Annotated in this window: 16 protein-coding genes, 1 tRNA gene and 1 riboswitch; of the genes, 12 read left to right on the top strand and 5 right to left on the bottom strand. The window is 54.4% G+C overall.

What is annotated here, in order from left to right:
- Nucleotides 1–15: 15 nt before the first annotated feature.
- The 9 genes from V4U84_RS15185 to V4U84_RS15145 all read left to right on the top strand — a co-directional run bounded on the left by V4U84_RS15185 (nucleotide 16) and on the right by V4U84_RS15145 (nucleotide 11,305).
- Nucleotides 16–735, top strand: a complete 720-nt coding sequence (locus V4U84_RS15185) for an AAA family ATPase (protein ID WP_416367253.1) — start codon at nucleotides 16–18, stop codon at nucleotides 733–735.
- 77 nt (nucleotides 736–812) lie between these two features.
- Entirely contained in the window at nucleotides 813–1,574 is a 762-nt protein-coding gene (locus V4U84_RS15180; protein ID WP_334074826.1) for a class I SAM-dependent methyltransferase, read from the top strand.
- A 13-nt stretch (nucleotides 1,575–1,587) separates the two neighbouring features.
- Nucleotides 1,588–2,772, top strand: a complete 1,185-nt coding sequence (locus tag V4U84_RS15175; RefSeq protein WP_334077465.1) for a DUF4272 domain-containing protein — start codon at nucleotides 1,588–1,590, stop codon at nucleotides 2,770–2,772.
- Nucleotides 2,773–3,030: 258 nt separating this feature from the next.
- On the top strand, nucleotides 3,031–4,953 hold the full coding sequence (locus V4U84_RS15170) for a BglG family transcription antiterminator (protein WP_334074824.1): 1,923 nt from the start codon (nucleotides 3,031–3,033) through the stop codon (nucleotides 4,951–4,953).
- A gap of 15 nt (nucleotides 4,954–4,968) precedes the next feature.
- Nucleotides 4,969–5,307, top strand: coding sequence for a PTS lactose/cellobiose transporter subunit IIA (locus tag V4U84_RS15165; protein ID WP_334074823.1), 339 nt, complete (start codon nucleotides 4,969–4,971; stop codon nucleotides 5,305–5,307).
- Complete coding sequence (locus V4U84_RS15160; protein ID WP_334074822.1) at nucleotides 5,308–5,616, top strand: PTS sugar transporter subunit IIB; 309 nt, start codon at nucleotides 5,308–5,310, stop codon at nucleotides 5,614–5,616. It begins immediately after the preceding gene.
- On the top strand, nucleotides 5,617–6,912 hold the full coding sequence (locus V4U84_RS15155) for a PTS sugar transporter subunit IIC (RefSeq protein WP_334074821.1): 1,296 nt from the start codon (nucleotides 5,617–5,619) through the stop codon (nucleotides 6,910–6,912).
- Nucleotides 6,913–6,957: 45 nt separating this feature from the next.
- Nucleotides 6,958–8,433, top strand: a complete 1,476-nt coding sequence (locus tag V4U84_RS15150; RefSeq protein ID WP_334077464.1) for a glycoside hydrolase family 1 protein — start codon at nucleotides 6,958–6,960, stop codon at nucleotides 8,431–8,433.
- A gap of 283 nt (nucleotides 8,434–8,716) precedes the next feature.
- Entirely contained in the window at nucleotides 8,717–11,305 is a 2,589-nt protein-coding gene (locus V4U84_RS15145) for a beta-mannosidase (RefSeq protein ID WP_334077463.1), read from the top strand.
- Nucleotides 11,306–11,709: 404 nt separating this feature from the next.
- On the opposite strand, the gene V4U84_RS15140 is transcribed toward V4U84_RS15145, so the two are convergent.
- The 4 genes from V4U84_RS15140 to V4U84_RS15125 form a co-directional block, all read right to left on the bottom strand.
- Nucleotides 11,710–12,741, bottom strand: a complete 1,032-nt coding sequence (locus V4U84_RS15140) for a ribonucleotide-diphosphate reductase subunit beta (RefSeq protein WP_334074818.1) — start codon at nucleotides 12,739–12,741, stop codon at nucleotides 11,710–11,712.
- 61 nt (nucleotides 12,742–12,802) lie between these two features.
- A complete protein-coding gene (locus V4U84_RS15135; protein WP_334077517.1) occupies nucleotides 12,803–15,079 on the bottom strand; it encodes a ribonucleoside-diphosphate reductase subunit alpha in 2,277 nt (758 codons plus the stop codon).
- A 257-nt stretch (nucleotides 15,080–15,336) separates the two neighbouring features.
- The gene (gene nrdG / locus V4U84_RS15130; RefSeq protein ID WP_334077462.1) at nucleotides 15,337–15,867 is read right to left on the bottom strand and encodes an anaerobic ribonucleoside-triphosphate reductase activating protein; all 531 of its coding nucleotides are present in this window, start codon (nucleotides 15,865–15,867) and stop codon (nucleotides 15,337–15,339) included.
- Nucleotides 15,864–17,804, bottom strand: coding sequence for an anaerobic ribonucleoside triphosphate reductase (locus V4U84_RS15125; RefSeq protein ID WP_416367252.1), 1,941 nt, complete (start codon nucleotides 17,802–17,804; stop codon nucleotides 15,864–15,866). The genes nrdG and V4U84_RS15125 overlap by 4 nt, the downstream gene beginning before the upstream one ends.
- A 232-nt stretch (nucleotides 17,805–18,036) precedes the next feature.
- A riboswitch (cobalamin riboswitch) is annotated at nucleotides 18,037–18,279 on the bottom strand.
- A gap of 495 nt (nucleotides 18,280–18,774) precedes the next feature.
- Here V4U84_RS15125 and V4U84_RS15120 point away from each other — a divergent pair.
- From V4U84_RS15120 to V4U84_RS15110, 3 genes are all read left to right on the top strand, one after another.
- Complete coding sequence (locus V4U84_RS15120) at nucleotides 18,775–19,083, top strand: MTH1187 family thiamine-binding protein (RefSeq protein WP_334074814.1); 309 nt, start codon at nucleotides 18,775–18,777, stop codon at nucleotides 19,081–19,083.
- A gap of 107 nt (nucleotides 19,084–19,190) precedes the next feature.
- Nucleotides 19,191–19,262: transfer RNA gene (locus V4U84_RS15115), tRNA-Thr, on the top strand.
- Between the two features lie 245 nt (nucleotides 19,263–19,507).
- Nucleotides 19,508–20,095, top strand: coding sequence for a hypothetical protein (locus tag V4U84_RS15110; RefSeq protein WP_334077460.1), 588 nt, complete (start codon nucleotides 19,508–19,510; stop codon nucleotides 20,093–20,095).
- A 422-nt stretch (nucleotides 20,096–20,517) separates the two neighbouring features.
- Here the strand turns inward: V4U84_RS15110 and nrdF are convergent, their stop codons facing one another.
- On the bottom strand, nucleotides 20,518–21,477 hold the full coding sequence (gene nrdF / locus V4U84_RS15105; protein ID WP_334074812.1) for a class 1b ribonucleoside-diphosphate reductase subunit beta: 960 nt from the start codon (nucleotides 21,475–21,477) through the stop codon (nucleotides 20,518–20,520).
- Between the last annotated feature and the right edge of the window lie 28 nt (nucleotides 21,478–21,505).

Genomic DNA, 21,505 nt, shown 5'->3' with positions numbered 1-21,505 from the left:
GCTTATTTAAGAAGCATGCTGCTGCTGAGGGAGGAGGTCCCTTCCTTTTCGCGCTACCCGTTTGAGCTGCCTGCGGTCGCGTCGCTGGAGAGGCTTGATTTTCACCCGAAGGTCACGTATATCGTCGGGGAGAACGGGATGGGCAAATCTACGCTGCTGGAGGCGATCGCGGTGGCGCTTGGCTTTAATCCCGAAGGGGGCTCGCTGAACTTTACGTTCTCCACGGCGCCGACCCATTCGGAATTATACCGCTATCTCCGTCCGATTCGCGGTGCCCGCAAGCCTCGGGACGGGTTCTTTTTTCGGGCGGAGAGCTATTACAATCTAGCGACGGCTATTGATGAACTTGACCGGGAGCCGACATGGGCGCCCCTCATTATCGACTCTTACGGCGGAAAATCGCTTCACATGATGTCGCATGGGGAATCGTTCTTCGCCGCCTTCCTGAATCGGTTCGGCGGAAGCGGGCTGTATATTATGGACGAGCCGGAGGCCGCTTTGTCGCCGTTTCGTCAAATGGCCATGCTGTCGCGAATCCATGAGCTGGTCGGCAAGCGTTCCCAGTTCATTATCTCCACGCACTCGCCGATCCTGATGGCCTACCCCGACAGCCTGATCTACCAACTGACCGGGGAGGGAATCCGCCGGGTGGATTTGGAGGAGACCGATCACTATGTGATCATGAAGGAATTTTTGAACAACCGGGAAAAGATGCTGGGCGAACTCTTGGATTAAGCGCGGCGCACATAACAAGAGCTAGATAGGATTGTAGAATCTAAAGGCCCGATTGATAGATATGGGGTGAGTGAGATATGGCTTTGAATCTGGAAGAATTAAAAACCTCCTGGAAGTTGGAGGAGCAACAAGGCTTCGAAGGTTGGGATTTCTCGGGGCTCAACGGACGCATGGGGGAGGAGCCGCTTCCTTGGGATTACAGGAAGGTGGTGCTTGCTTTGATGCAAGCCGAAACCGTGATGCTCGACATGGGGACGGGCGGGGGCGAGTTCCTGTTGTCGCTGAATCCTCCGCCAGGCCAAACGTATGCCACGGAAGCTTATCTTCCCAACTTTGAACTTTGCCGCAAAAAACTGCCGGAATACGGCATCGATGTGCGCCTGGTTCACGACGATAACGATCTGCCCTTTAAGGACGGCATGTTTGATCTCGTGATCAACCGGCATGAATCGTTCAGCGCCGGGGAGGTGTTCCGCCTTTTGAAGCCGGGCGGCGTTCTTGTGACCCAGCAGGTCGGCGGCCAAAATAACCGGGAGTTGTCCCGTTTTTTACTGGGCGGGGATCGGATGGTCACCGACGCGGAGTTCGATTTGAACCGGACGGCGCGTCTCCTGGAGGAAGCCGGGTTTACGGTAACGGAGCGGCGGGAGTATTATCCGGAGCTCCGCTTTCACGATATCGGCGCTCTGGTGCGTTTCGCCAGGATTATCGAATGGGAGTTTCCGGACTTCTCCGTGGACCGCTGCTTCGAGCCGCTTTGCCGGCTGCAGGGGCAGTTGGCGGAGCGCGGGTACATTACCAGCCGGGAACACCGTTTTTTTATCACAGCGCATAAATAAGGAGGATAATATATTGGCTTATTTTACGATCTTTGCTTCCCGCAATTATAATCATGATCTGGACGAACTGATCCAGGAGGTATTCCGGGACAAATTTAAAATCACCGGTTCGGCGGAAGGAACCCGTCAGGTGGAGATTCAGCCAAAGGGTTGGTTTAGCCGCAACAAAATCACGATCCGGGTGGCCGACGAGGAAACGGACCCGGCTTATTTCGAGAACAATGTCCCGGGGATGATGGGCTTCTATCAGGCGATTCCGTTTGAGGACGACGATTTGCAGTATCGCGTGATGGTGCAAATTTCCGTCATTAATACGATGCTGGCCATTGAAACGGAAAAAGACATCCGTCAGGAGGATCTCCAGTTGTTTGTCCAGCTGGCCGGCAAGGTGGGCGGCATCTGCTTCCTGCCCGACGGGACACTGCTCGACCTGGACGGGCGGGCCATCGTCACACCCGACGGCAAGTCGGGTCCGGCAGAGTTCAGCCCCCGCGCCTGCACCAAAAAAGTAAGAGGAGAAGACCGCTCCACGCCGGAGGGCCTGGCAAGAAAGCAAAGATCCCTGGCAGCCATTAAAGAGAAGGGGATCCCGATTCTTGAAACGCTGCCGGAGCTCCCTCCTCTGGAAGAACTGCGGGTAAAATCGCGGGACGAGATCGCGCGCAGAGCCGTAGCCCTGCTCATCGTCATCCAGTATGCCTGCGACATCGCCCAGGATGGCGATCTGCGGGAATCGAAGGAGTTCGTTCTGGAGATGCTGGACAAATTCGGTGTAGCGGACGAACTGACCGCAGCCGAGCGGGATTTGCTGGAGCAGCCGGAACCCGAATCCCAGGATGCCATTAACATCACTTGGCAGTATGAAGCTTACTGGGCGTTGCTCTGGGCGCTGGGACTGCTGGATGAGCTGGGCCATCCCGATGAAACGTGCGACTGCGATTTTGCCATTAACGTAGTGGCGAGTTGTGAATCGTTCGGCGAGTTCCTGGCAAAAACAACGCTGCGCCGTCCGGAGGAAATCCTGGACGAGGCGGACAAGCTCTACCGTCTGCATTGGGCCTGCGTGAACGAGCGCATCAAGGGCCAGCCGGCGCCGGCGGGCATGAATGAAAGCATTGTCCTGGAGCGCCGACGGGCGCTGTTCTGGATGCTCAGCTATCGTGACGAAGCCTGGGACGACATTAGCATGGATACATGAACCCATTGGACCTGCCCGTAGGGCGGGTCTTTTTTTGATATGATAGAGCAGGCGTGACGGACGGGGAGTGATAAGCAATTAGCGGGAAAACGTCCTGTTAATTTGGACGACCCTGTGCTTGGTTTATTATCCTGTGGTTTTTGCCATTCTAAATTGCAGAATCCAAACTGTTCATTATTGCAAGCATCTCCTACTATAGAGCTATAACCAGCTGAGTTGCTTCATCAGATACTAGTATCGCAAATGAGGGATTTCATCATGAGGGAACGCAAGATTGTCGACCTTCTGACCGGCAGTCAAGTCCCGGTTAAAATGAGCGAGCTGACACTTGAGCTTGGTCTCGCGGAACGTACGGTCAGAGAGCTGATCCGAAGCCTGAACAAAGAGGGCGAGAAAAACGGCTTTCACATTCGAATGATTCGTGGTCAAGGCTACCGTCTGGAGATGACGGACGAAACGCGCTTTAAGGCCTATCGGCTGCAAATGAAAGAAGACAGGAGAAACAACGTCGATCTCAACAACAAGACGGCGAGGCAGCAGTATTTGCTGTTTTATCTGTTCCAAAACAATTCATTTCAGTCGATGGAGCGGTTGGCCGACGAGATCGGCGTCAGCCGTTCCACGATCATCGTCGACTTGAAGGAAGTGGAGCAGCGAATCGAGCCGTTTGGGCTCAAGCTGAGCCGTAAAGCACACTACGGCATGAAGATCGAGGGCGACGAGCAGAACTTTCGGAAAGCCTTTTCCCACTTTATTTTAAACGACCGGCAGACGGTAAAGCAGTCCGAGGATTTTCAGCAGTTTCGTCGGGGCTTCGACGCTAAAAGGCTCAAAGCCCGCCTGCTGAAGCTGTTGAAGGATAACGGGCTGGACATTTCCGATGTCTATTTGAATAACATTGTGACCCATCTGTTTATTTTGTTGTACCGGGTCTCGCGCAGCAACCTGATCGTGGCCGACCAAATGATGCCGCGCAATCCCGAGCCGGTATATCAAAAGATCGCCAGGGACGTGGCGAAATGGATTGCCGCTGAATATGCCATTTCCCTGCCCCAGGACGAGGTCGAGTATTTGGCGCTCCATTTGTCGGGGAAGACGATCGTCCAGAATATCGGGGATGAGGAAAAAGAGGAGCTTAGAATCGGGATGAGCCGTATCCTCCAGACGCTGGACCATGAATTTTTGACGGAATTCAACCGGGACGACGAACTGAGGGAAGCGCTGCTGATGCATATGTTTCCGCTGCTGAACCGGCTGTACTACAATCTCCAACTGAAAAATCCGCTGGTGGAAGACGTATATAGCGAATACGCCAACGTTTTCGTCATTTCATTCCGGTTTGCGGAAATCATCGAGGAGAAGTACGGTTTCAAAATGTCCCGGGACGAGGCGGGGTACGTCGCTCTACATTTCGCTACCCATCTGGAGCGGATGAAACAGCAAAAGCTGGAGCAGTTCCGGCGCATCGCCGTCGTGTGTTCTTCGGGCGGGGGGAGCGCTCATCTGATCCGGCTGAAACTGGAATCGATTTTTCCCAAAGCTTCGGTAATTACGGCTTCCATCACGGAGCTGGACGAGCTGCAGGACCAGCCGCTGGATTTGATCCTGACCACGATCCCGCTGGAGGACGAGGTTTATAAGAAACCGATCATTCATATCAAGCAGTGGCTGGACGATCAGGAAATCCAGCGGATCAAGGAAATGATCTCCCTGCAGATCCATCCCGCGCATTCTTCGTACAAATTGAAGGATTTTAAAGATCTGTTTCATCGGGAGCTGTTTCATTTGTCCGGACCGGACGATTATCTGGAACTGCTGAAACGGCGCTGCGAAGAGGTAGTCGCCGCGGGATATTCGGCCTCCGACTTCACGGAACAGGTGTTGTTCAGGGAGCACAAATTTACGACCATCTACAAAAGCGGCGTGGCGGGTCCCCATCCGATGCGCATGGGCGCGATCAAGGACTGCATTAACGTTACCGTGCTCGAGAAGCCCATTGTTTACGACGACAAGCCGGTGCAGATCATTTTCCTGATTAATTTGCGCCCGGGGCAATTGTTTCTCCACAGGGAGATCAGCAAGCTTCTGCTGTTGATCATGGAAAAAGAGGATATCCGCGATAAATTGCTGCATGTCGAAACTTACGAACAATTTATTACCCTTATAGAAAATTTATTATAGGAGCGGTTGAACCATATGGATTATGAACAAACGGTTATGCAAATCATCGCCAGCAGCGGCGAAGCTAGAAGCCTTAGCTTGAAGGCGGTCCGGATCGCGCGCGAAGGCAAGCTGGAGGAAGCCGAAGAATTGGTCAAGCAGGCGAAGGAAAAGCTCAAGGACGCGCACAAAGTCCAAACCAAGCTGATTCAAGCCGAGGGACGCGGGGAGAAAACGGAAGTGACCATGCTGATGATCCACGCGCAGGACCATTTGATGAACGCGCTCACCGTGCGTGAATTGATTGTGGAACTGATCGAAGAAATTAAAGCGCGTCTTGCGCTGCAACAACAAGTGGAAGGAATGGTGAAATAAATGAAGAAAATTTTGCTTGCCTGTGCCGGAGGTTTTTCGACAAGTATGCTGGTGGAGCGGATGAAGGAAGCGGCGAGAGCCCAAAACATCGAGGTGTTGATCGACGCCGCCGCCGAGAGTGACATTGCGGCGCAAGCGCCTTTTGACATCATTATGCTCGGGCCGCAAATGGGGCATGCCGAAGAGGAATTGGCAGAGGCTTACCCGCAGATCCCGGTAACGACCATCGATATGGCTGATTACGGGATGATGAACGGAGAGAAAGTGTTGGCTACGGCTTTCGAATTGATGGAGAAGGGAGCAAAATAAATGGCAGGGGGCGCTGAATGGAGAGTTAAAATCCAGAAAATCAGCAACAAAGTGCAGAAAAACATCTACATCAGCTCAATCTCCAACGGGCTGATGGCCCTGATGCCGATCCTCATCCTGGGCGCGATATTCTCTTTGATTAACGCGCTCAAGATCGAGGCGTATCAGAACTTTCTTACCAGCAGTGGTCTGAAAACGTTTACTTCGATGCCGATGACAGTGACGACCGATCTGATCGCAATTTATGCCACGTTTTCCATCGCTTACAATTTTGCGACGCAAAAGAAACAGCAGGGTTTTTCGGCCGGAATTTTGTCCCTGATGGGATTCTTCCTCGTCACTCCGAAAGGCATGCTGGATGACGGGGCGACGGCCGCGCTCGGCTACTCCTGGCTTGGGGCGAAAGGGTTGTTTGTCGCTATCATTGTCGCCTTGTTGGTAGGCACGGTGTACGTCTTCGTATTGGAGAAAAAATTCTATATCAAGATGCCGAAGGGTGTTCCGCCAACCGTGGAAAAATCGTTCGCGGCCCTGACTCCCGGGTTTCTTGTCGCGATCTTTCTGCTCGTCTTGTCCGCCATCTTCAGCGCGACTCCGTACGGGAATATGCACGAGTTTGTCTTCAATATCATTCAGGCGCCGTTGACCAGTCTGGGCGGAACCTGGTGGGCTATGCTGGTCTGCGTGTTCGTAATCCATCTGCTGTGGTTTTTCGGCGTGCACGGAACGCTGGTCGTCTATTCGGTGGTCGGTCCGATTTGGGTAACGCTCGGATTGGAAAATTTGGAAGCGTATCAACAGGGGCTCGAAGGTACGAATATTGTCGGCTCGCCGTTCTTTCCCGTCTATGTGCTGGTCGGGGGGGCCGGGGCCACGCTCGGGCTGATTATCTCGATGCTGTTCGCCAAGTCCAAACGATATAAAACGCTGGGACGGCTGGCGATCGTGCCAAGCTTTATCGGCGTGAACGAGCCGGTCATTTTCGGGCTGCCGCTGGTGCTGAACCTGCGTCTGATGATTCCTTTTATCGTGACGCCGATTATTACGAGCGGCCTGGCCATCCTGCTGACCGCCCTGGGCATCTTGCCCGTCCTTAACGGCGTGCAGGTTCCGCTCGGGATTCCGATCATTTTCAACGGCTGGATGACGGGCGGTTGGCGCGTCGGTTTGTTCCAAATCGTGCTGATTGCCATCAGCGTGGTCATGTACTATCCGTTCTTTAAAAAGGCCGATGCTGAGGCGCTGGCCGAGGAGCAGGCGGCTGAGGCAAAAGAGCTGGCTGCGGCCAAGGCTTAGAACAACAAGCTTAATATAATTATGACAAGGCGGTGAGGCTCGTTTATGGCGAGTGCATTTCCGAAACATTTTTTGTGGGGCGGGGCGGTTGCGGCCAATCAGGTCGAAGGCGCTTATAACACGGACGGAAAAGGGCTGTCGACCGCCGATGTCGTCCGCTATGTCCCTCCCGAAGAGCGCGGGAGCCTGGATGAACTGCTAGGCATGAGCCGGGCCCGGCTGGAGGAAGCGATTGCGGATACGGAAGGCAATTATCCCAAACGGCGGGGGATCGATTTCTACCACCGTTATAAGGAAGATATCGCGCTGTTTGCGGAAATGGGCTTCAAGGTGTTCCGGTTGTCGATCTCCTGGCCGCGCATTTTTCCCAACGGGGACGATGACATTCCGAACGAGGCGGGACTTGCGTTTTACGACCGGGTGTTTGATGAACTGCTGAAGCACGGGATTGAGCCGCTCGTGACCATCTCCCATTACGAAATGCCGGTAGAACTGGTCCGGAGTTATAACGGCTGGGCTTCCAGAAAGCTGATCGATCTGTTCGTCCGCTATGCGGAAGTGTTGTTTCAGCGCTATAAAGGTAAGGTCAAATACTGGCTGACTTTCAACGAAATTAACTGTACCTTGAAGGCGCCATTTCTGGGCGCCGGTGTGATTGTGGAAGGGGAGGCCAATCCGAAGCAAACCGCTTTTCAGGCGCTGCATCACCAGTTCGTGGCCAGCGCCCTGGCAGTCAAACGCTGCCGGGAATTGGACGGCGAGGCGAAAATCGGCTGCATGCTGGCGCGCAAGCTGATTTACCCGTACACCTGTCATCCGCTGGATGTCCTGAAAGCCCAGGAGGAAAACCAGATGGCGCAGTTTTGTACGGACGTCCAGGTACTCGGCGCTTACCCTTCGTTTATTAAGCGATACTGGGAAGAACACGGCGTAGCCATCGACATGCTGCCCGGGGATGAGGCGATCCTGCGGGAAAATCCCGTCGATTATCTGTCATTCAGCTATTACATGTCGGTGACGACCAGCGCCGATCCCGAAGGTGCGGTTCGGAACGGGGCGGCGCAAGCGGCGGGCAATCTGTCGGCCGGGCTGGCAAACCCTTATCTGGAGTCCTCGGAGTGGGGATGGCAGATCGACCCGGTTGGCCTGCGCATCGTCCTGAAGGAGATGTACGACCGCTACCGGATCCCGTTGTTCGTGGTGGAAAACGGGCTCGGCGCGGTCGATCGGATCGAGGAGGACGGAACGATCAGGGACGATTACCGGATCGAATATTTTGCCCGGCATATCGAGCAAATGGGCGAAGCGATCAAGGACGGAGTGGAGCTCTGGGGCTACACGAGCTGGGGCTGCATCGACCTGGTCTCCGCCTCCACCTCCGAGATGAGAAAAAGATACGGATTTATCTATGTGGATCAGGACGACGTGGGGAACGGGAGCTTGGAGCGAATCCGTAAAAAGAGCTTTTACTGGTACAAGAAAGTCATCGCTTCCCATGGGGAAGATCTTGAAAACCAATAAATCAGTACGGGGCTGTCCATCGCAGTATTGAACTGCGCTTGGGCAGCCTCGTTTTTATTGTCGGCGGCTGCTTTGGAGCTATGTGGCGGCTCGACCAGTTTATTTTCATGAGCCGCTTTTTTTGGACGGTTCTTCCACTCTATGGTATTTTTACGATATGCCCGTTTTTGTGGCTCCTGATCAGCGGTTTCAAAACGAATAGGATTTCTGCAACCGTCCGTTTGGGCTTTCCCGAAGCTGGCTGTGGAGGGTTATATGAATACGACGGAAGGGGAGATGGGGAATGGAATGGAGATGGAGTAAAGAGCTGGACGGGCCATGGAAAATCCAGCATTTCGAGCCGGGGGAGAAGCCGGCGCTGGAACTGGCCGCTCCGGGATTGGACGACCGTTTCTGGATCGGCGCCGACGTCCCGGGGGACGTCCATTCGGCTTTGATGAAGCGGGACATAATCGATCCGCCTTACTATGGACATAACGATGCCAAATGCCGGTGGATCGAGCGCAAGGAATGGTGGTACAGGACTAATTTTACGTTGGACGAAAAACCGGACCCTGCCGCCGGAGAGCGCGCCGAGCTGGTATTCGAAGGCCTGGATACGTTCGCGGCCGTGTTCGTGAACGGCCATGAAGTCGGGAAGACCGCCAACATGCTGATGTCCCATACGTTTGATGTAACGCGAATCGTGCGCAGCGGATGGAACTCGCTGGCCGTAAAGTTCGATCCGATTCATTTGCATCACCGGGACAAGGAGCAGTTCGAATGGTCTTCCTATACCAAGGAACGGCCTTGGCTGCGCAAGGCGGCGATGAATTTCGGCTGGGATTGGGGGCCGCGGCTGGTCACGGTGGGAGTCTGGGGCAAAGTCCGCCTGGAGCTGCGGAAGCTGGCCAAGCTGGAAAGCGTATACGCTTATACGGCCTCGGTGACGGAGGATCGCAGCGAGGCGGTTCTCGCGGTCGAGGCGGAGACGAGAGTCTTGGCGACCGGCGTCCGTGCGGAAATCGAGGTGAGGCTGCGCGATGCGGACGGGCATGTTGTCGCTGAGGCCGTACAGCCGGTAGAGGAGAGTCGGAAGTCGCTCTACACGGGCAGACGGGCCAAGGCCGCCGCGGAGCTGCGGATTCCCGCTCCCCGGATGTGGTGGACGCATGATCTCGGCGAACCGTATCTCTACCGTCTCGAGGTGGTACTCCGGGCGGAAGGCCGCGAGGTCGACCGGTACGCGCAGGCTTTCGGCATCCGGACGGTGGAACTGGCTTTGCGGGACGAGGCGGGCAACCGCTCGTTCACTTTTGTGCTGAACGGGATAAAGCTTTACGCCAAAGGGGCCAATTGGATTCCGGCCGACCAGATGATCGGCGCGATCCCGGAGGAGAGGTACCGCGAACTGGTGGAGCTGTCCGTGCAGGGGCATATGAATATGCTTCGCGTCTGGGCGGGGGGCATTTACGAGAAGGATATTTTTTACGAGGAATGCGACCGTCAGGGCGTGCTGGTATGGCAGGATTTTGCGTTCGCCAACGCGCTTTTTCCCGACTTTAACCGGGATTTCATGGAAAATGTCAGGCAAGAGGTGGCCGATAATGTACGCCGCTTGCGAAACCGGGCTTCCCTGGCGCTCTGGTGCGGGAACAACGAGATCGACTGGCTGTACGACATGAAATCGGCCGGCGGGGATATTACCGGTCCGTTTTACGGCGAGAGCATATACCATGAGTTGATCCCGGAGCTGTTGGAAGAGTTGGATCCGGTGCGGCCCTATTGGCCTTCCTCGCCTTACGGCGCGGAGGACGGCTTTGACGCCAACGATCCGGGGACGGGGGACCGCCACAACTGGCAGGTCTGGCACGGTTCCGTTTACCCCCGGATGTACGGCGAGCCACCGCGGCTCGACTACAGCATGCAGGGCGTGACGTTCAAAAATTACAAGCAGGACTTCGCGCTGTTCAGCAGCGAGTTCGGGATGCACGCCTCCGCCAACCGCTTCACTTTGGAGCGGAACATTCCGGCGGGCGAATTTTATTGGGGCAGCCCGGAGATGGCGTACCGGAACAAAGATACGAACCATCAGAAGGGGATTCTGCTGATGGAAAGCTTCACGGAAATCCCCCGGGATATCGAGGAATACATGAACTTCTCGATGCTGACGCAGGCGGAGGGGCTGAAATACGGCATCGAGCATTACCGCCGCTTAAAGCCGCGGAACAGCGGGGCGCTGGTCTGGCAACTGAACGACAGCTGGCCGGGAACCAGTTGGTCCATGATCGACTATGAGCTGCTGCCGAAGGCTTCGTATTATTATGGACGGACCTTTTTTCATCCGCTGCTGCTGTCACTGGAGCATGAACCGGGGGAGCCGCTGAAGGTATGGGTGGTCAACGACACGCTGGAGACTTTGAAAGGAGCGGTAACCCTGAAGGTTTACCGTCTGGATGGGGGTGGCCTCGTATCGGAGACGGCGTTTGACGTCGAGGCCGTTGGTCCCGGCTCGGCGCTGCTGCTGAGCGAGCTTTCCGAACCGGAGGCGCTGGCCGGAGCTGCGTCTCCCGAGGAAGTGATGGTCGAGCTCACCGCCCAGGGCTTCGGCGCGCCGGCGAACCGCTATTACCTGCGGGACCCGAAGGATCTCCGGCTGCCGAAGGCTTCGCTTGCGGCGGAGACCGACCGGGAGGCCGGCACGGTAACGGTGACGGCGTCCGGCCGGGGCGCGGCCCGGCTGGTGAAGCTGGAGCTGCCGCTGGGGCGGGTCCGCTACAGCGACAACTACTTCGATCTGCTGCCGGGCGAGAGCCGGATCGTGGAGGTGCGGCATCCGGAGGGTCTGCCGCTGCCGTGGGAACAGCTGCGGGTCAGCGCGCTGAACGCATAAAAAAGGTTGACCGGGTGGGGGGCAGGCCTCCTCCGGTCAACCTTTTTTCAATTGGAGCAAATAACGGGAGAACCTCCCGTTATATTGGAACATTTCGCCCTCGGGGAGGAAATTAGCGGGAATTCCTCCCGCTAATGCCGTCCATAAAGGGCCAAATGCGACGTAGCGCCCGGATTAACGGGAGTTTTTCCCGTTAATTGCTCACCGCTTGCTCCCAGGCCGGAATTACCGGGAGTTTTTCCCGTTAATTTCTCCGCATGGCCCCGCGAAGTTCCGCACCAGCGGCACCACCCCCTGGCAGCCCCGGCGCTCTTTTTTTCGCCTAGGCCCAGGCCCAGGCAGCTCTGCATGACGACGCCTGGCTGGCCGCACCATCTCGGCCGTCCGGGGCACTCCCGCCCGCTTTACAGGTCGTCAAACCCGTTGTCGTCGCCGACCTTCCCGTAGTTGCGGGACTTGGCTTCGAAAAAGTCCGTTTTGGTCGCGTTCAGCGCTTCGTCCGAGAACGGCTTGATCCAAGGCATGCAGTTGACGTCCACACCTGCGTAGCCTTTTTCCAGGCCCATCAGGGTGAGGCGTTTGTTGGCGATGTATTTGATGTAGTCGGACAGTTCGTTCAGGTCGATGCCGCGAACTTCTTTCAGGGTATAATGCGCCCAGTTGGTTTCAAGCTGCACGGCACGGTCGATCGTGCGGTAAACGTAGTCTATGTTTTCCTTGGTGTTCAGCTCCGGATAGTCGGTCAGCAGCTGTTTGAACACTTCGGCAAAGAAATAGCAGTGCTGGTTCTCGTCGCGTTGAATGTACGAGATCATTTGGCTCGTGCCCATCATCTTCTGGTCGCGGGCCAGATTGTAGAAGAAGGCGAACGTACTGTAGAAGAAGATGCCTTCAAGAATCAGGTCGGCCACGAGCGCTTGGAAGAACGACTGCGGCGTCGGTTCGTCGCGGAAGTTTTGATAGATATCGGAAATAAACTTGTTCCGTTCAAGCAGAACCGGATCATGCTTCCAGTATTCGAAAATCTCCTTCTGCTCCTGCTCGGATACGATGGAGGAGAGCACGTAGGAGTACGACTGGTTGTGCACGACTTCCTGCTGGCCGATAATCGCCGAGATCGCCTCCAGCGAGGAGTCGGTAAAGTACCGCTTCACATCGCCGACGAACATCGTCTGCATCGAGTCCAGGACGGCGAGCAGAGAGATATTGATTTTGAACGTGCGCTGTTCCTCCGGATCGAGCCCCACGAATTGCTGGGCATCCTTGTTCATCGGAATTTCGTCCGCGATCCAGTGGTTCAGGAGCAGGACTTTATACAATTTATACATGTGCGGCATGCGGATATCGTTCCAGTTGAGTATCCCCGAGCATTCCCCGCCGATGATGCGCGTGGATTTGTTCGGCGCCTCCGTGTTAAAAATCGTTTGCAGTTGCATGGATTTTCATCTCCTTGATTATTTTGAAAACCGCCCGGGCCGGCTTCGCTTCCCGCGCTTCTTATGAAGCGCAGGACTCGCATTCCTCGATCGTCAGGGCGCGGCTGCGCACATAGTACGTCGATTTCAGGCCGGCTTTCCAGGCGTGCAGGTGCAGGTCCAGGAATTCGCTCGCCTTGATGTCCGGGCGAACGTAGAAGTTGAAGCTTTGCCCCTGGTCCACGTGGCGCTGGCGGGCGGAAGCCATGTTGATCGACGCGTGCTGGTCGACCAGGAACGCCGTCTTGTAGTACCAGATCGTCTTTTCGGACAGATCCGGCGCCGGGTTGGCGATTTTGTACGTCGTCTTCTCTTCGTACGAGAGCAGCTCATACAGCGGATCGATGCTGGCCGTGGAGCCGGCGATGATCGAGGTCGAACCGTTCGGCGCGATCGCGAACATCCAGGCGTTGCGCACGCCGTTTTCGCGGACCAGCTCGGCCAGTTCCTTCCATTGCTCAGTCGTTACGAACTTGCCTTCGCGGGAGCCGTCGGTATAGCCGCGATAGGAAAAGTACTTGCCGTTTTCCCAATCGGAGCCGGCGAACTTCGGATAGCGCCCTTTTTCCTTGGCGAGCTCCATGCTGGATTTGACCAGCAGGTAGTTGATTTTTTCGTAAAGGGCATCGTTGTAAGCCACAGCTTCGTCGGATTCCCAACGGATGCCTTCCAGAGCCAGCAAGTGATGGAGCCCGAAGGTGCCGAGGCCGATCGCGCGGTATTGGCTGTTGGTGTACTGCGCTTGCAGCACTTCAATGTTGTTGATGTCGATGACGTTGTCGAGCATCCGCGTCTGGATCGGTACCAGGCGCTCCAGGACGCCGGCCGGCACGGCACGGGCCAGGTGGATCGAATTCAGGTTACATACGACGAAATCGCCCGGGATTTTGGAGACGATGATCCGCGTTTGTCCGTCTTTCGTGATCAGCTCTTCTTTTTCCACCACGGTCGGCGTCTGGTTCTGCATGATCTCCGTGCACAGGTTGGACGAATAGATCATGCCGTGCGCCCGGTTCGGGTTGGCGCGGTTGACGGTGTCGCGGTAGAACATATACGGCGTGCCCGTTTCGAGCTGGGACTTCATAATGCGCTTCATGATATCGATCGCAGGCATCGTGATTCGCGGAAGCGTCGGATGGTTGACGGCCTCCTCGTATTTTTCGCGGAACGAGCCTTTGCCGAACTCTTCGTCGTAGAAATCCTCCAGGCCGAGTGCACGGCCGTTCTCATCTTTCCAGCCCATCGTCTTCTTCACTTCATGCGGACAGAACAAATTCCATTCGCCGCGCTCTTCGACCATTTCCATGAACAGATCGGGCAGGCAAACGCCGTGGAACACGTCATGGGCGCGCATCCGCTCATCCCCGTTGTTCAGCTTGAGGTCGAGGAAAGCGAGAATATCTTTATGGAAAACGTCGAGATAGACCGCGATCGCGCCCTTGCGCGTACCGAGCTGATCGACGCTGACGGCGGTGTTGTTCAGCTGGCGAATCCAGGGGATGACGCCGGAACTGGTGTTTTTATGACCGCGGATGTCGGAGCCGCGGGCCCGCACCTTGCCCAGGTAGACGCCGATACCGCCGCCCATTTTGCTGAGCCGGGCCACGTCGGTGTTGGAATCGAAGATGCCTTCCAGCGAATCGTCGACGGTGTCGATAAAGCAGCTGGACAGCTGGCCGGCGACCTTTTTGCCCGCGTTGGACATCGTCGGCGTCGCGGCTGTCATGTAGATGTTGCTCATGGCCCAGTAAGCTTCTTTAACGAGCTCCATGCGCTTTTCCGCAGGCTCTTGGTGCATCAGGTACATGGCGATGATCATGTAACGTTCCTGCGGAAGTTCCATCGTCCGGCCTTCGAAGTCGGTGGCCAGGTAACGCTCGGCCAACGTCAGCAGTCCGATATAGTCGAACAGCAGGTCGCGGGACGGGTCGATCGTCTCGCCCAGTTCCTCAATTTGCTCTTTGGTGTAGCACTCCAACAGCTCCTCGCGGTAGATGCCGGTTTTGCACAGCTCGACGATCAGGTGATGGAACGATCCGTATGGCTCTTCCGGATACGCTTTATAGCGGCGGTTGACGGCCGCTTTTTTGTAGAGCGAGGTCAGCAGCGCGCGGGCGGCTGCGAATTTCCACTCCGGCTCTTCTTTTGTCACAAGTTCGAGCGCCGACATGGTGAACGCGTTGCTGATTTCTTCGCCGGTGACTTCGTCGCGTCTCAGTTTGGCGTTGACGCCGCGCAAAAGACGCTCCTTGTCCAAGGTATGTAGTTCGTGCAGAATGCGATCGGCGTAGACGCCCAGGCGTTCGCTGTCAAACGCGAGCTGGCGGTTGTTGGGTTTATTTACGAGCAGTGGCATGAGTAAATTCCTCGCTTTCTGAGCATGGGTTGTTGCCCGGATCGGATCTCTCCGTCAGGCATTAAATCTACAAATTTTAATTCTAAAATTGAAAATATTCAGGAGAAAAGGGGCGCCCTGGAAAGGACGCCGTTGGCACTATTTTGAAAAGGTCTATAAAAATTATCACAGACCATAAATTATACTAGAAACTTAATAAGCTAGAAAGAGAAAGTTGGTTCCCAGAGCACCGCTTTTCCGGAAGCAAGACTTTGCGGAATGTCGATCAGTCTCTGGTTCGAGCTGCCCCGGTATAGCAGGGAGGGGTCGCGCAGTTCCTCGACAAAGCGCCCGTCTACCAACACCTGGCAGCGTTCCAGCAGGCGGAATTCGGGCGACCCGGCCTCCGCGTGCTCCGGCGAGGTCAATTCCTCATAGGTATAGCCGCTGTAAATCCAGATCGGGACCGGGCCGGCTTCCCCGCGGAGACGGTCGACAAACGCGCCGACTTCCGTCGCGGAGAAAAACGGATCCCCGCCCAGAAGGCTTACCCCGCTCAGCAGCGGGTTGTTTGCAATATCGGCGATGATCTCCGCCTCCCGTTCGGGCGTCAGCGGCTCGCCGTAATTGAAGTTCCAGGTGGCTGCGCTGAAGCAGCCTTTGCAGTAATGGCGGCAGCCGCTGATAAAGATGGCGGCGCGGAGGCCTTCGCCTTCATTGATGGATTCCGGGTAGTAGCCGCAGATGTTCATGCGTCGTGCTTGACCCGGTCCCGGACCTCCGCCTGTTTGGCCGCGTTAAAGCGGGTTTGGAAGTCGCCGGTCAAATAGCCGGTGACGCGGCGCAGGCGGCGGATATGGACATCGTTCTCGTGACTGCCGCAGGAAGGGCAGTTCGCGCCGATAATCCCTTCAAAACCGCAGGCGGAGCAGCGGTCGATCGGATGGTTGATGCTGAAATAGCTGACCTGCTGCGAAAGCGCGTATTGGACGATCTTCAGGAACGCCGCCGGATTGCTGCGGGCGTTGCCGTTCAATTCGATATAGGAGATCGCTCCGGCGTTGCACAGGCCGTGGAACTGCGCTTCGAGCTCGATTTTTTTGGCGGCGCTGAGTTTGTAATACACCGGAATGTGGAAGGAGTTCGTATAATACTCGCGTTCCACAACGCCCGGCACAGTACCGTAAAAGGCGCGGTCGCGTTTCGTGAACTTCCCGGACAGCCCCTCCGCCGGGGTGGCGAACAGGGTGATGTTCAGGTTGTGAACTTCACTCATCCGGTCGCAGTAGTCGCGCATGTAGGCGATCAAATCGTAAGCTTTTTTGTAGACCGCTTCATCCTCGCCATGGTGCTTGCCGTACATCGCCTTCATGCACTCCGCAAGACCGATGAAGCCGAGGGAAAGGCTGCCGTGCTTCAGCAGTTCTCCGACCGCGTCATCCGGACCGAGCTGTTCGCCGCCTTCCCATACCCCTTCACGCATCATAAAGTCCGAGGCTTTGGCTTTTTGGGCGGACTGGATCTGGAAGCGGTGCAGCAGGCCTTCCAGAGCAATGTCCAGGTAGTGGTCCAGCTCCCGGTAGAATCCGCGCTCATCGGCTTCCTTCCGCCGGCCCAGCGCGATCCCGTGCTCCAGTCCGAGCTTGACGAGATTCAGCGTATTAAAGGAAAGATTACCTTTGCCGGACAGGCGGTTCCGGCCGAACCGGTCGCTCAGCACGCGCGTGCGGCAGCCCATAGTGGCGAATTCAGTATCCGGATTCTGCGGATCGTAATGCATCAGATTCAGCGGTGCGTCCAGATTGGCGAAGTTCGGATAGAGCCGCTTGGCCGAGCATTCGGCCGCCATCAGGAACAGCTCGTAATTCGGTTCGCCCGGATTCTGGTTGATGCCCTGTTTACACTTGAAGATTTGGATCGGAAAAATCGGCGTCTCCCCGCTGCCGAGTCCCCGCATTGTCGCGGACAGCAGCGAACGGATAACGAGCTGGCCTTCCGGCGAAGTGCAGGTGCCGTAGTTGATGCTGGTGAACGGGATTTGCCCGCCCGCGCGGCTCGACATCGTATTGAGATTGTGGATCAGACTTTCCGCGCCCTGGAGCGTTTCGGTTTCGGTTTCTTTTAACGCGTATCGGAAAGATTTCGGGAACCGCTCCCGGAGATCGCTGCGGCTCATGGTCACCTCACCGCCGAGGTCGGCGGCCGGATCGCCTTCTTCCAAATAATCCAGCCCTTTGCGGAAGTATTTGGCGAAGGACTTGGCCACATAAGGGGCCAGGTCAAAATCGAGCATGTTGGCGGAGACGCCGCCGTATTGGCTGTTTTGCTGCGACTGGAAAATAATCGCGACGAGCGCCATCGCCGTCATGATCGAATTCGGCGGTCTGACACTGCCGTTGCCGGTATTGAAGCCCTCACGGAGCAGTTTGGCAAACGGGATAAAAATGCAGTTCGTCGTGCCGATGGCGTATTGATCGAGGTCGTGCACATAGACCACATTATCTTGGATCGCTTGAACGAGCCGCGCAGGCATCACGAAATGGTTGGCGTACCATTTGGCGTATTCGCTGCCGAACTTGCTCATTTTGCCCGAGAAGCTTTCCCCGTTCAAATTGGCGTTTTCGCGCAGGACTTCCAAATTGGAGCTGGATACGATTTCCTCGCCCAGATTAATAACTTCATCCAGCATTTGTTCCTTGGAGGTACCTTTATTTGTATTTGTAGTGAAATGGTTGAGCAGTGCCATGATAAAATCTCCTTCCGATTCACAATTAGAAATAAAAAAGCATTTCCACCCCCAAAGAGGTCGAAAATGCCCGGTTGCGCTCTTTGAAAACAGCACGTCGCCTTTGCGGCGCGCCAGAATGACTTATATGTATGGCGGCAAGCGGACACCTTGGCCTGTACCTCGCAGGGCTACTCGGGTGCCATCCAGACGGGCAGGTCTCCTGGCTTCCGGACCTTCCGGCTCCTTCCCGCGGACAATGGCGTCTGCAGTGGCATATGCCGGAGGATGCTGATCTATAGCTAGTGAGACCCGGGGGATCGCACTCTCTATAAAGCTTCCGGTTACAGTGGCGGGACCGCAGCGGATTTGCACCGCACTTCCCTATTAAGCCCCGGCATCGTGCTTGTGCCGGTTCACCCGTCTGTACACTATATTTGGTTGATGTTGTATCATAATAACCCAATATATTGTGTTTGTAAACGGGCGGATAACAGAATTTGAATTTGAAAAACAGCTGAAAAACAGTCGAAAGCAATCAGGATGCGGGGAATCGGGGACGAAAAAAAATAGTAGATTTTGAGGCAAGATTGTGGCGATGATGAGGTAAGCGTTTGCTAGTTTGGGAGGGGAGTAAGCGGGGGCGGAGGGGAGTCCGTTGTCTGCTTGCGGTGGGTTGTTTCGGGTGGAGGTGCACTAACGCGTAACGGAAATAATAGCCACTACTGTGTCCGATAAAAATGGAGACCGGCCGTTTTGGCGCAAATAGCGGTTATAGTTTGCGTTAGATAAAATCGGAGGTTCGATTGCCCACCGCAGAGCGAGTCTTTATCACAAGCGACGGACCTTTCGACCTTTACCGATTGAATTCCGGGTCCCGAACTTGTTACAATAAATAAAAAATCCGGTTAGCGGAACAACGGGAGGTTGTCACATGGCGATCGCGGAAGTTACGGTCATTCCGATCGGTACAGGTTCCACCAGTCTGAGTTCATATGTTGCCGAGCTGCAGCGGGTACTTGAAAAGCAGGAAGGAGTCCAATGCACCCTGACTTCGATGAGTACGATTATCGAGGGGCCGCTCGATCGAATTTTTACGGCGATTCGGGCGATCCATGAGGCTCCGTTTCAATCCGGGGCCCAGCGCGTTTCCACTTCGGTTAAAATCGATGACCGGCGGGACAAAGAGAGCTCCTCGGAGCAGAAGCTGCGGTCTGTGCAGGATAAACTCGGTTCATCCTAACCCTGTTGCAGCCAAGCAAATGGTTGGTTTAATTACCAGACATTGGCCCTTGCAATATTTTTAAAACGGAGTATAATAATTTTTGTTTCACTTTACCAAGTGATTCTGCTGGTGTAGCTCAGGGGTAGAGCAACGCACTCGTAATGCGTAGGTCGGGGGTTCAATTCCCTTCACCAGCATCTTTCATAACTCAAGCACAGCGCGGCTTCCGAGGTTTTCGGGGGGGGGCGCGTTTTTTTTTTGCGTGAAAAGACAAACTTCAAATATTCTTCTAACGGTTTAAAATCCTATCAAGTTCTCAAGTTCTCTTTATGATGGGATTCATTCCGGAGGGAACTGTCTTACGGATTAAATACTTGAAACTATCAACCTTCGTGGCTGATAATAGGTATAGGTAGAATTATTTTCCAAAGGGGAGCTATTGATGAAGAAGAATTTCATAACGGGCGCGGTGTCTGGTTTGGTTGTTGGTGCGCTGCTTTTCGGAGGAGTTCCGACTTTTGCCGCGGCAGTTAAATCGATCATGGGCGCGAAGGTAACGGGAGTCTATGCGGTTGAGCAGGACGGCAAGATGATCGCTGAAGCGGCGGTTATCAACGGTTCTACATACGCTCCGGTGCGGGCAATCGCGGAAGCTACGGGGACCTCGCTCGATGTAAAGGGGAAGACGATCGTATTGGAAGGAACAGGAGGCACAACGGCTCCGGCTCCTGCGCAAGAGGGGAGTGCGTTAACTCCGGAGGCTAAATGGACCAATCAAATAAACAAGCTTACAGAGGAAATTAACGGCTTAAATGTAAAAATTAATGCCGAAAAAGAAGCTATAAAGGGTTACGAAGAACGGATCAAGGCCGAAGAAGCCGCCAAGGTTAAATTACCTGGCGGAGTCGAAGCGATCGAAGCGAACATTGCGGAAAGCCAGCATCTCATCGATAAGTACCGGGAGAAGATAAATGCAGCCAACGCACAAATCGCGGAGCTGCAGAAGAAGATCGACGCGAGCAAGAAATAAACTAGACGCACAAACCGAAAGGGCCCGCAACTGCGCGGGCTCTTTTGGTTGTGTGACTAACCGGAGAGGGTTCTTTCGCACTCTTGACCTGCAACTAATGGTTTGGTTCGAATTAAAGGGAATTCTTCCCGTTAATTTGGTACGTATACGGCTGCAGAGGGAAATTAGCTGGAAAAACTCCCGCTAATTCGCCTGAAATTGTGTATATCGGCAATAGGGCCGCGAAATAGATGGAGCTTTTCCAGCTAAATCCGATCCAAGAGCCAAGAGCGGTACATTAACAGGAGATTTTCCCGTTAATGATGTGGACTCCGGCGGTGGGGCTTTATATTGACATTGTGGATATTGGCAACGTATCTCCGAAACCAGTTCACATTCTTGCCCAACGCCAGTTCTTTAGTTCAACCTATACAAAACGAATTTCAAAAAATGAAATCATCGTCCGTTAAAGGCTCTACATTCAAAGCCCGGACATAGCCATTGCCTTTCTTGGAGAAGAAATCATGTTGTTTAGTATGGGTACTGATGCCGTTGAACACTATCGGATTGACTTCTTCATCTTCAAATAAGGGGTCGAAACCAAGGTTCATCATTGCCTTGTTAGCGTTGTACCGCAAGAAAACTTTAACATCGTCCACTAAATTGATTGAAGTATATATCTCCTCGGTGTACTGCTCTTCATTATCGTGCAAGAAATGCAGTAACGTTACCAGGGAGTTGTACACTTCCTGTTGTTCTTCCTCGTTCAGTTCAGAGTAAATTTCCTGGGCCAATACCCCGACATAAACACCGTGAATGCTTTCATCACGCAATATTAGGTCGATAATCTCTCCGCTGCATGTAAGTTTTCCTTGACCCGCCAAATAGAGCGGGTAGAAAAATCCGCTGTAAAACAAATAACTTTCCAGCAACACAGATGAGGCCATGGCGAAATAAAGATCTTTTTTAGTATTGATGTTGTTATAGTATTGCTGAATCGTTTGCGCTTTAGTTTGGAGATGCTTATTTTCTTCCACCCAGCGGAATACACTATCAATTTCTTCCGTGGAAGCCAGAGTTGTAAAAATACTGCTGTACGATTTAGCATGGATTTGTTCCATCATGGCCATGAACCCCAGTACAGCCTTGCGCTGCAAACCGTCCACATGCTCCAAGATCTGCGGCATGCCTACGCCACCCTGGATGGTATCAAGCAAAGTTAAGCCGCCCAACACCTTCATATAAGCTTCTTTTTCTTGATTACTGAGTGTCATCCAGGTCATTTTGTCGTCGGACAAAGGGATTTCATCATCTGTCCAAAATTGCATTATATTTTGATTCCAAAACATAAGCGTGAAGTCATCATCTGGGCGGTTCCAATTGACCGCTTGAATTCCTGGCATTGGATAATCTCCCCTTCTTTGTGATAGA

This window comes from Paenibacillus sanfengchensis (assembly GCF_036864765.1).
GTDB lineage: Bacteria > Bacillota > Bacilli > Paenibacillales > Paenibacillaceae > Fontibacillus > Fontibacillus sanfengchensis.
Note: the sequence above shows the minus strand (reverse complement) of the source record. Positions and strands in the feature narration are given on the sequence as shown.

Coding starts and splice junctions, on each gene's coding strand:
- V4U84_RS15185 (WP_416367253.1), top strand. CDS start 16: ATGCTGCTGCTGAGGGAGGAGGTCCCTTCCTTTTCGCGCTACCCGTTT.
- V4U84_RS15180 (WP_334074826.1), top strand. CDS start 813: ATGGCTTTGAATCTGGAAGAATTAAAAACCTCCTGGAAGTTGGAGGAG.
- V4U84_RS15170 (WP_334074824.1), top strand. CDS start 3,031: ATGAGGGAACGCAAGATTGTCGACCTTCTGACCGGCAGTCAAGTCCCG.
- V4U84_RS15165 (WP_334074823.1), top strand. CDS start 4,969: ATGGATTATGAACAAACGGTTATGCAAATCATCGCCAGCAGCGGCGAA.
- V4U84_RS15160 (WP_334074822.1), top strand. CDS start 5,308: ATGAAGAAAATTTTGCTTGCCTGTGCCGGAGGTTTTTCGACAAGTATG.
- V4U84_RS15155 (WP_334074821.1), top strand. CDS start 5,617: ATGGCAGGGGGCGCTGAATGGAGAGTTAAAATCCAGAAAATCAGCAAC.
- V4U84_RS15150 (WP_334077464.1), top strand. CDS start 6,958: ATGGCGAGTGCATTTCCGAAACATTTTTTGTGGGGCGGGGCGGTTGCG.
- V4U84_RS15145 (WP_334077463.1), top strand. CDS start 8,717: ATGGAATGGAGATGGAGTAAAGAGCTGGACGGGCCATGGAAAATCCAG.
- V4U84_RS15140 (WP_334074818.1), bottom strand. CDS start 12,741: ATGCAACTGCAAACGATTTTTAACACGGAGGCGCCGAACAAATCCACG.
- nrdG (WP_334077462.1), bottom strand. CDS start 15,867: ATGAACATCTGCGGCTACTACCCGGAATCCATCAATGAAGGCGAAGGC.
- V4U84_RS15125 (WP_416367252.1), bottom strand. CDS start 17,804: ATGCTGGATGAAGTTATTAATCTGGGCGAGGAAATCGTATCCAGCTCC.
- V4U84_RS15120 (WP_334074814.1), top strand. CDS start 18,775: ATGGCGATCGCGGAAGTTACGGTCATTCCGATCGGTACAGGTTCCACC.
- V4U84_RS15110 (WP_334077460.1), top strand. CDS start 19,508: ATGAAGAAGAATTTCATAACGGGCGCGGTGTCTGGTTTGGTTGTTGGT.
- nrdF (WP_334074812.1), bottom strand. CDS start 21,477: ATGCCAGGAATTCAAGCGGTCAATTGGAACCGCCCAGATGATGACTTC.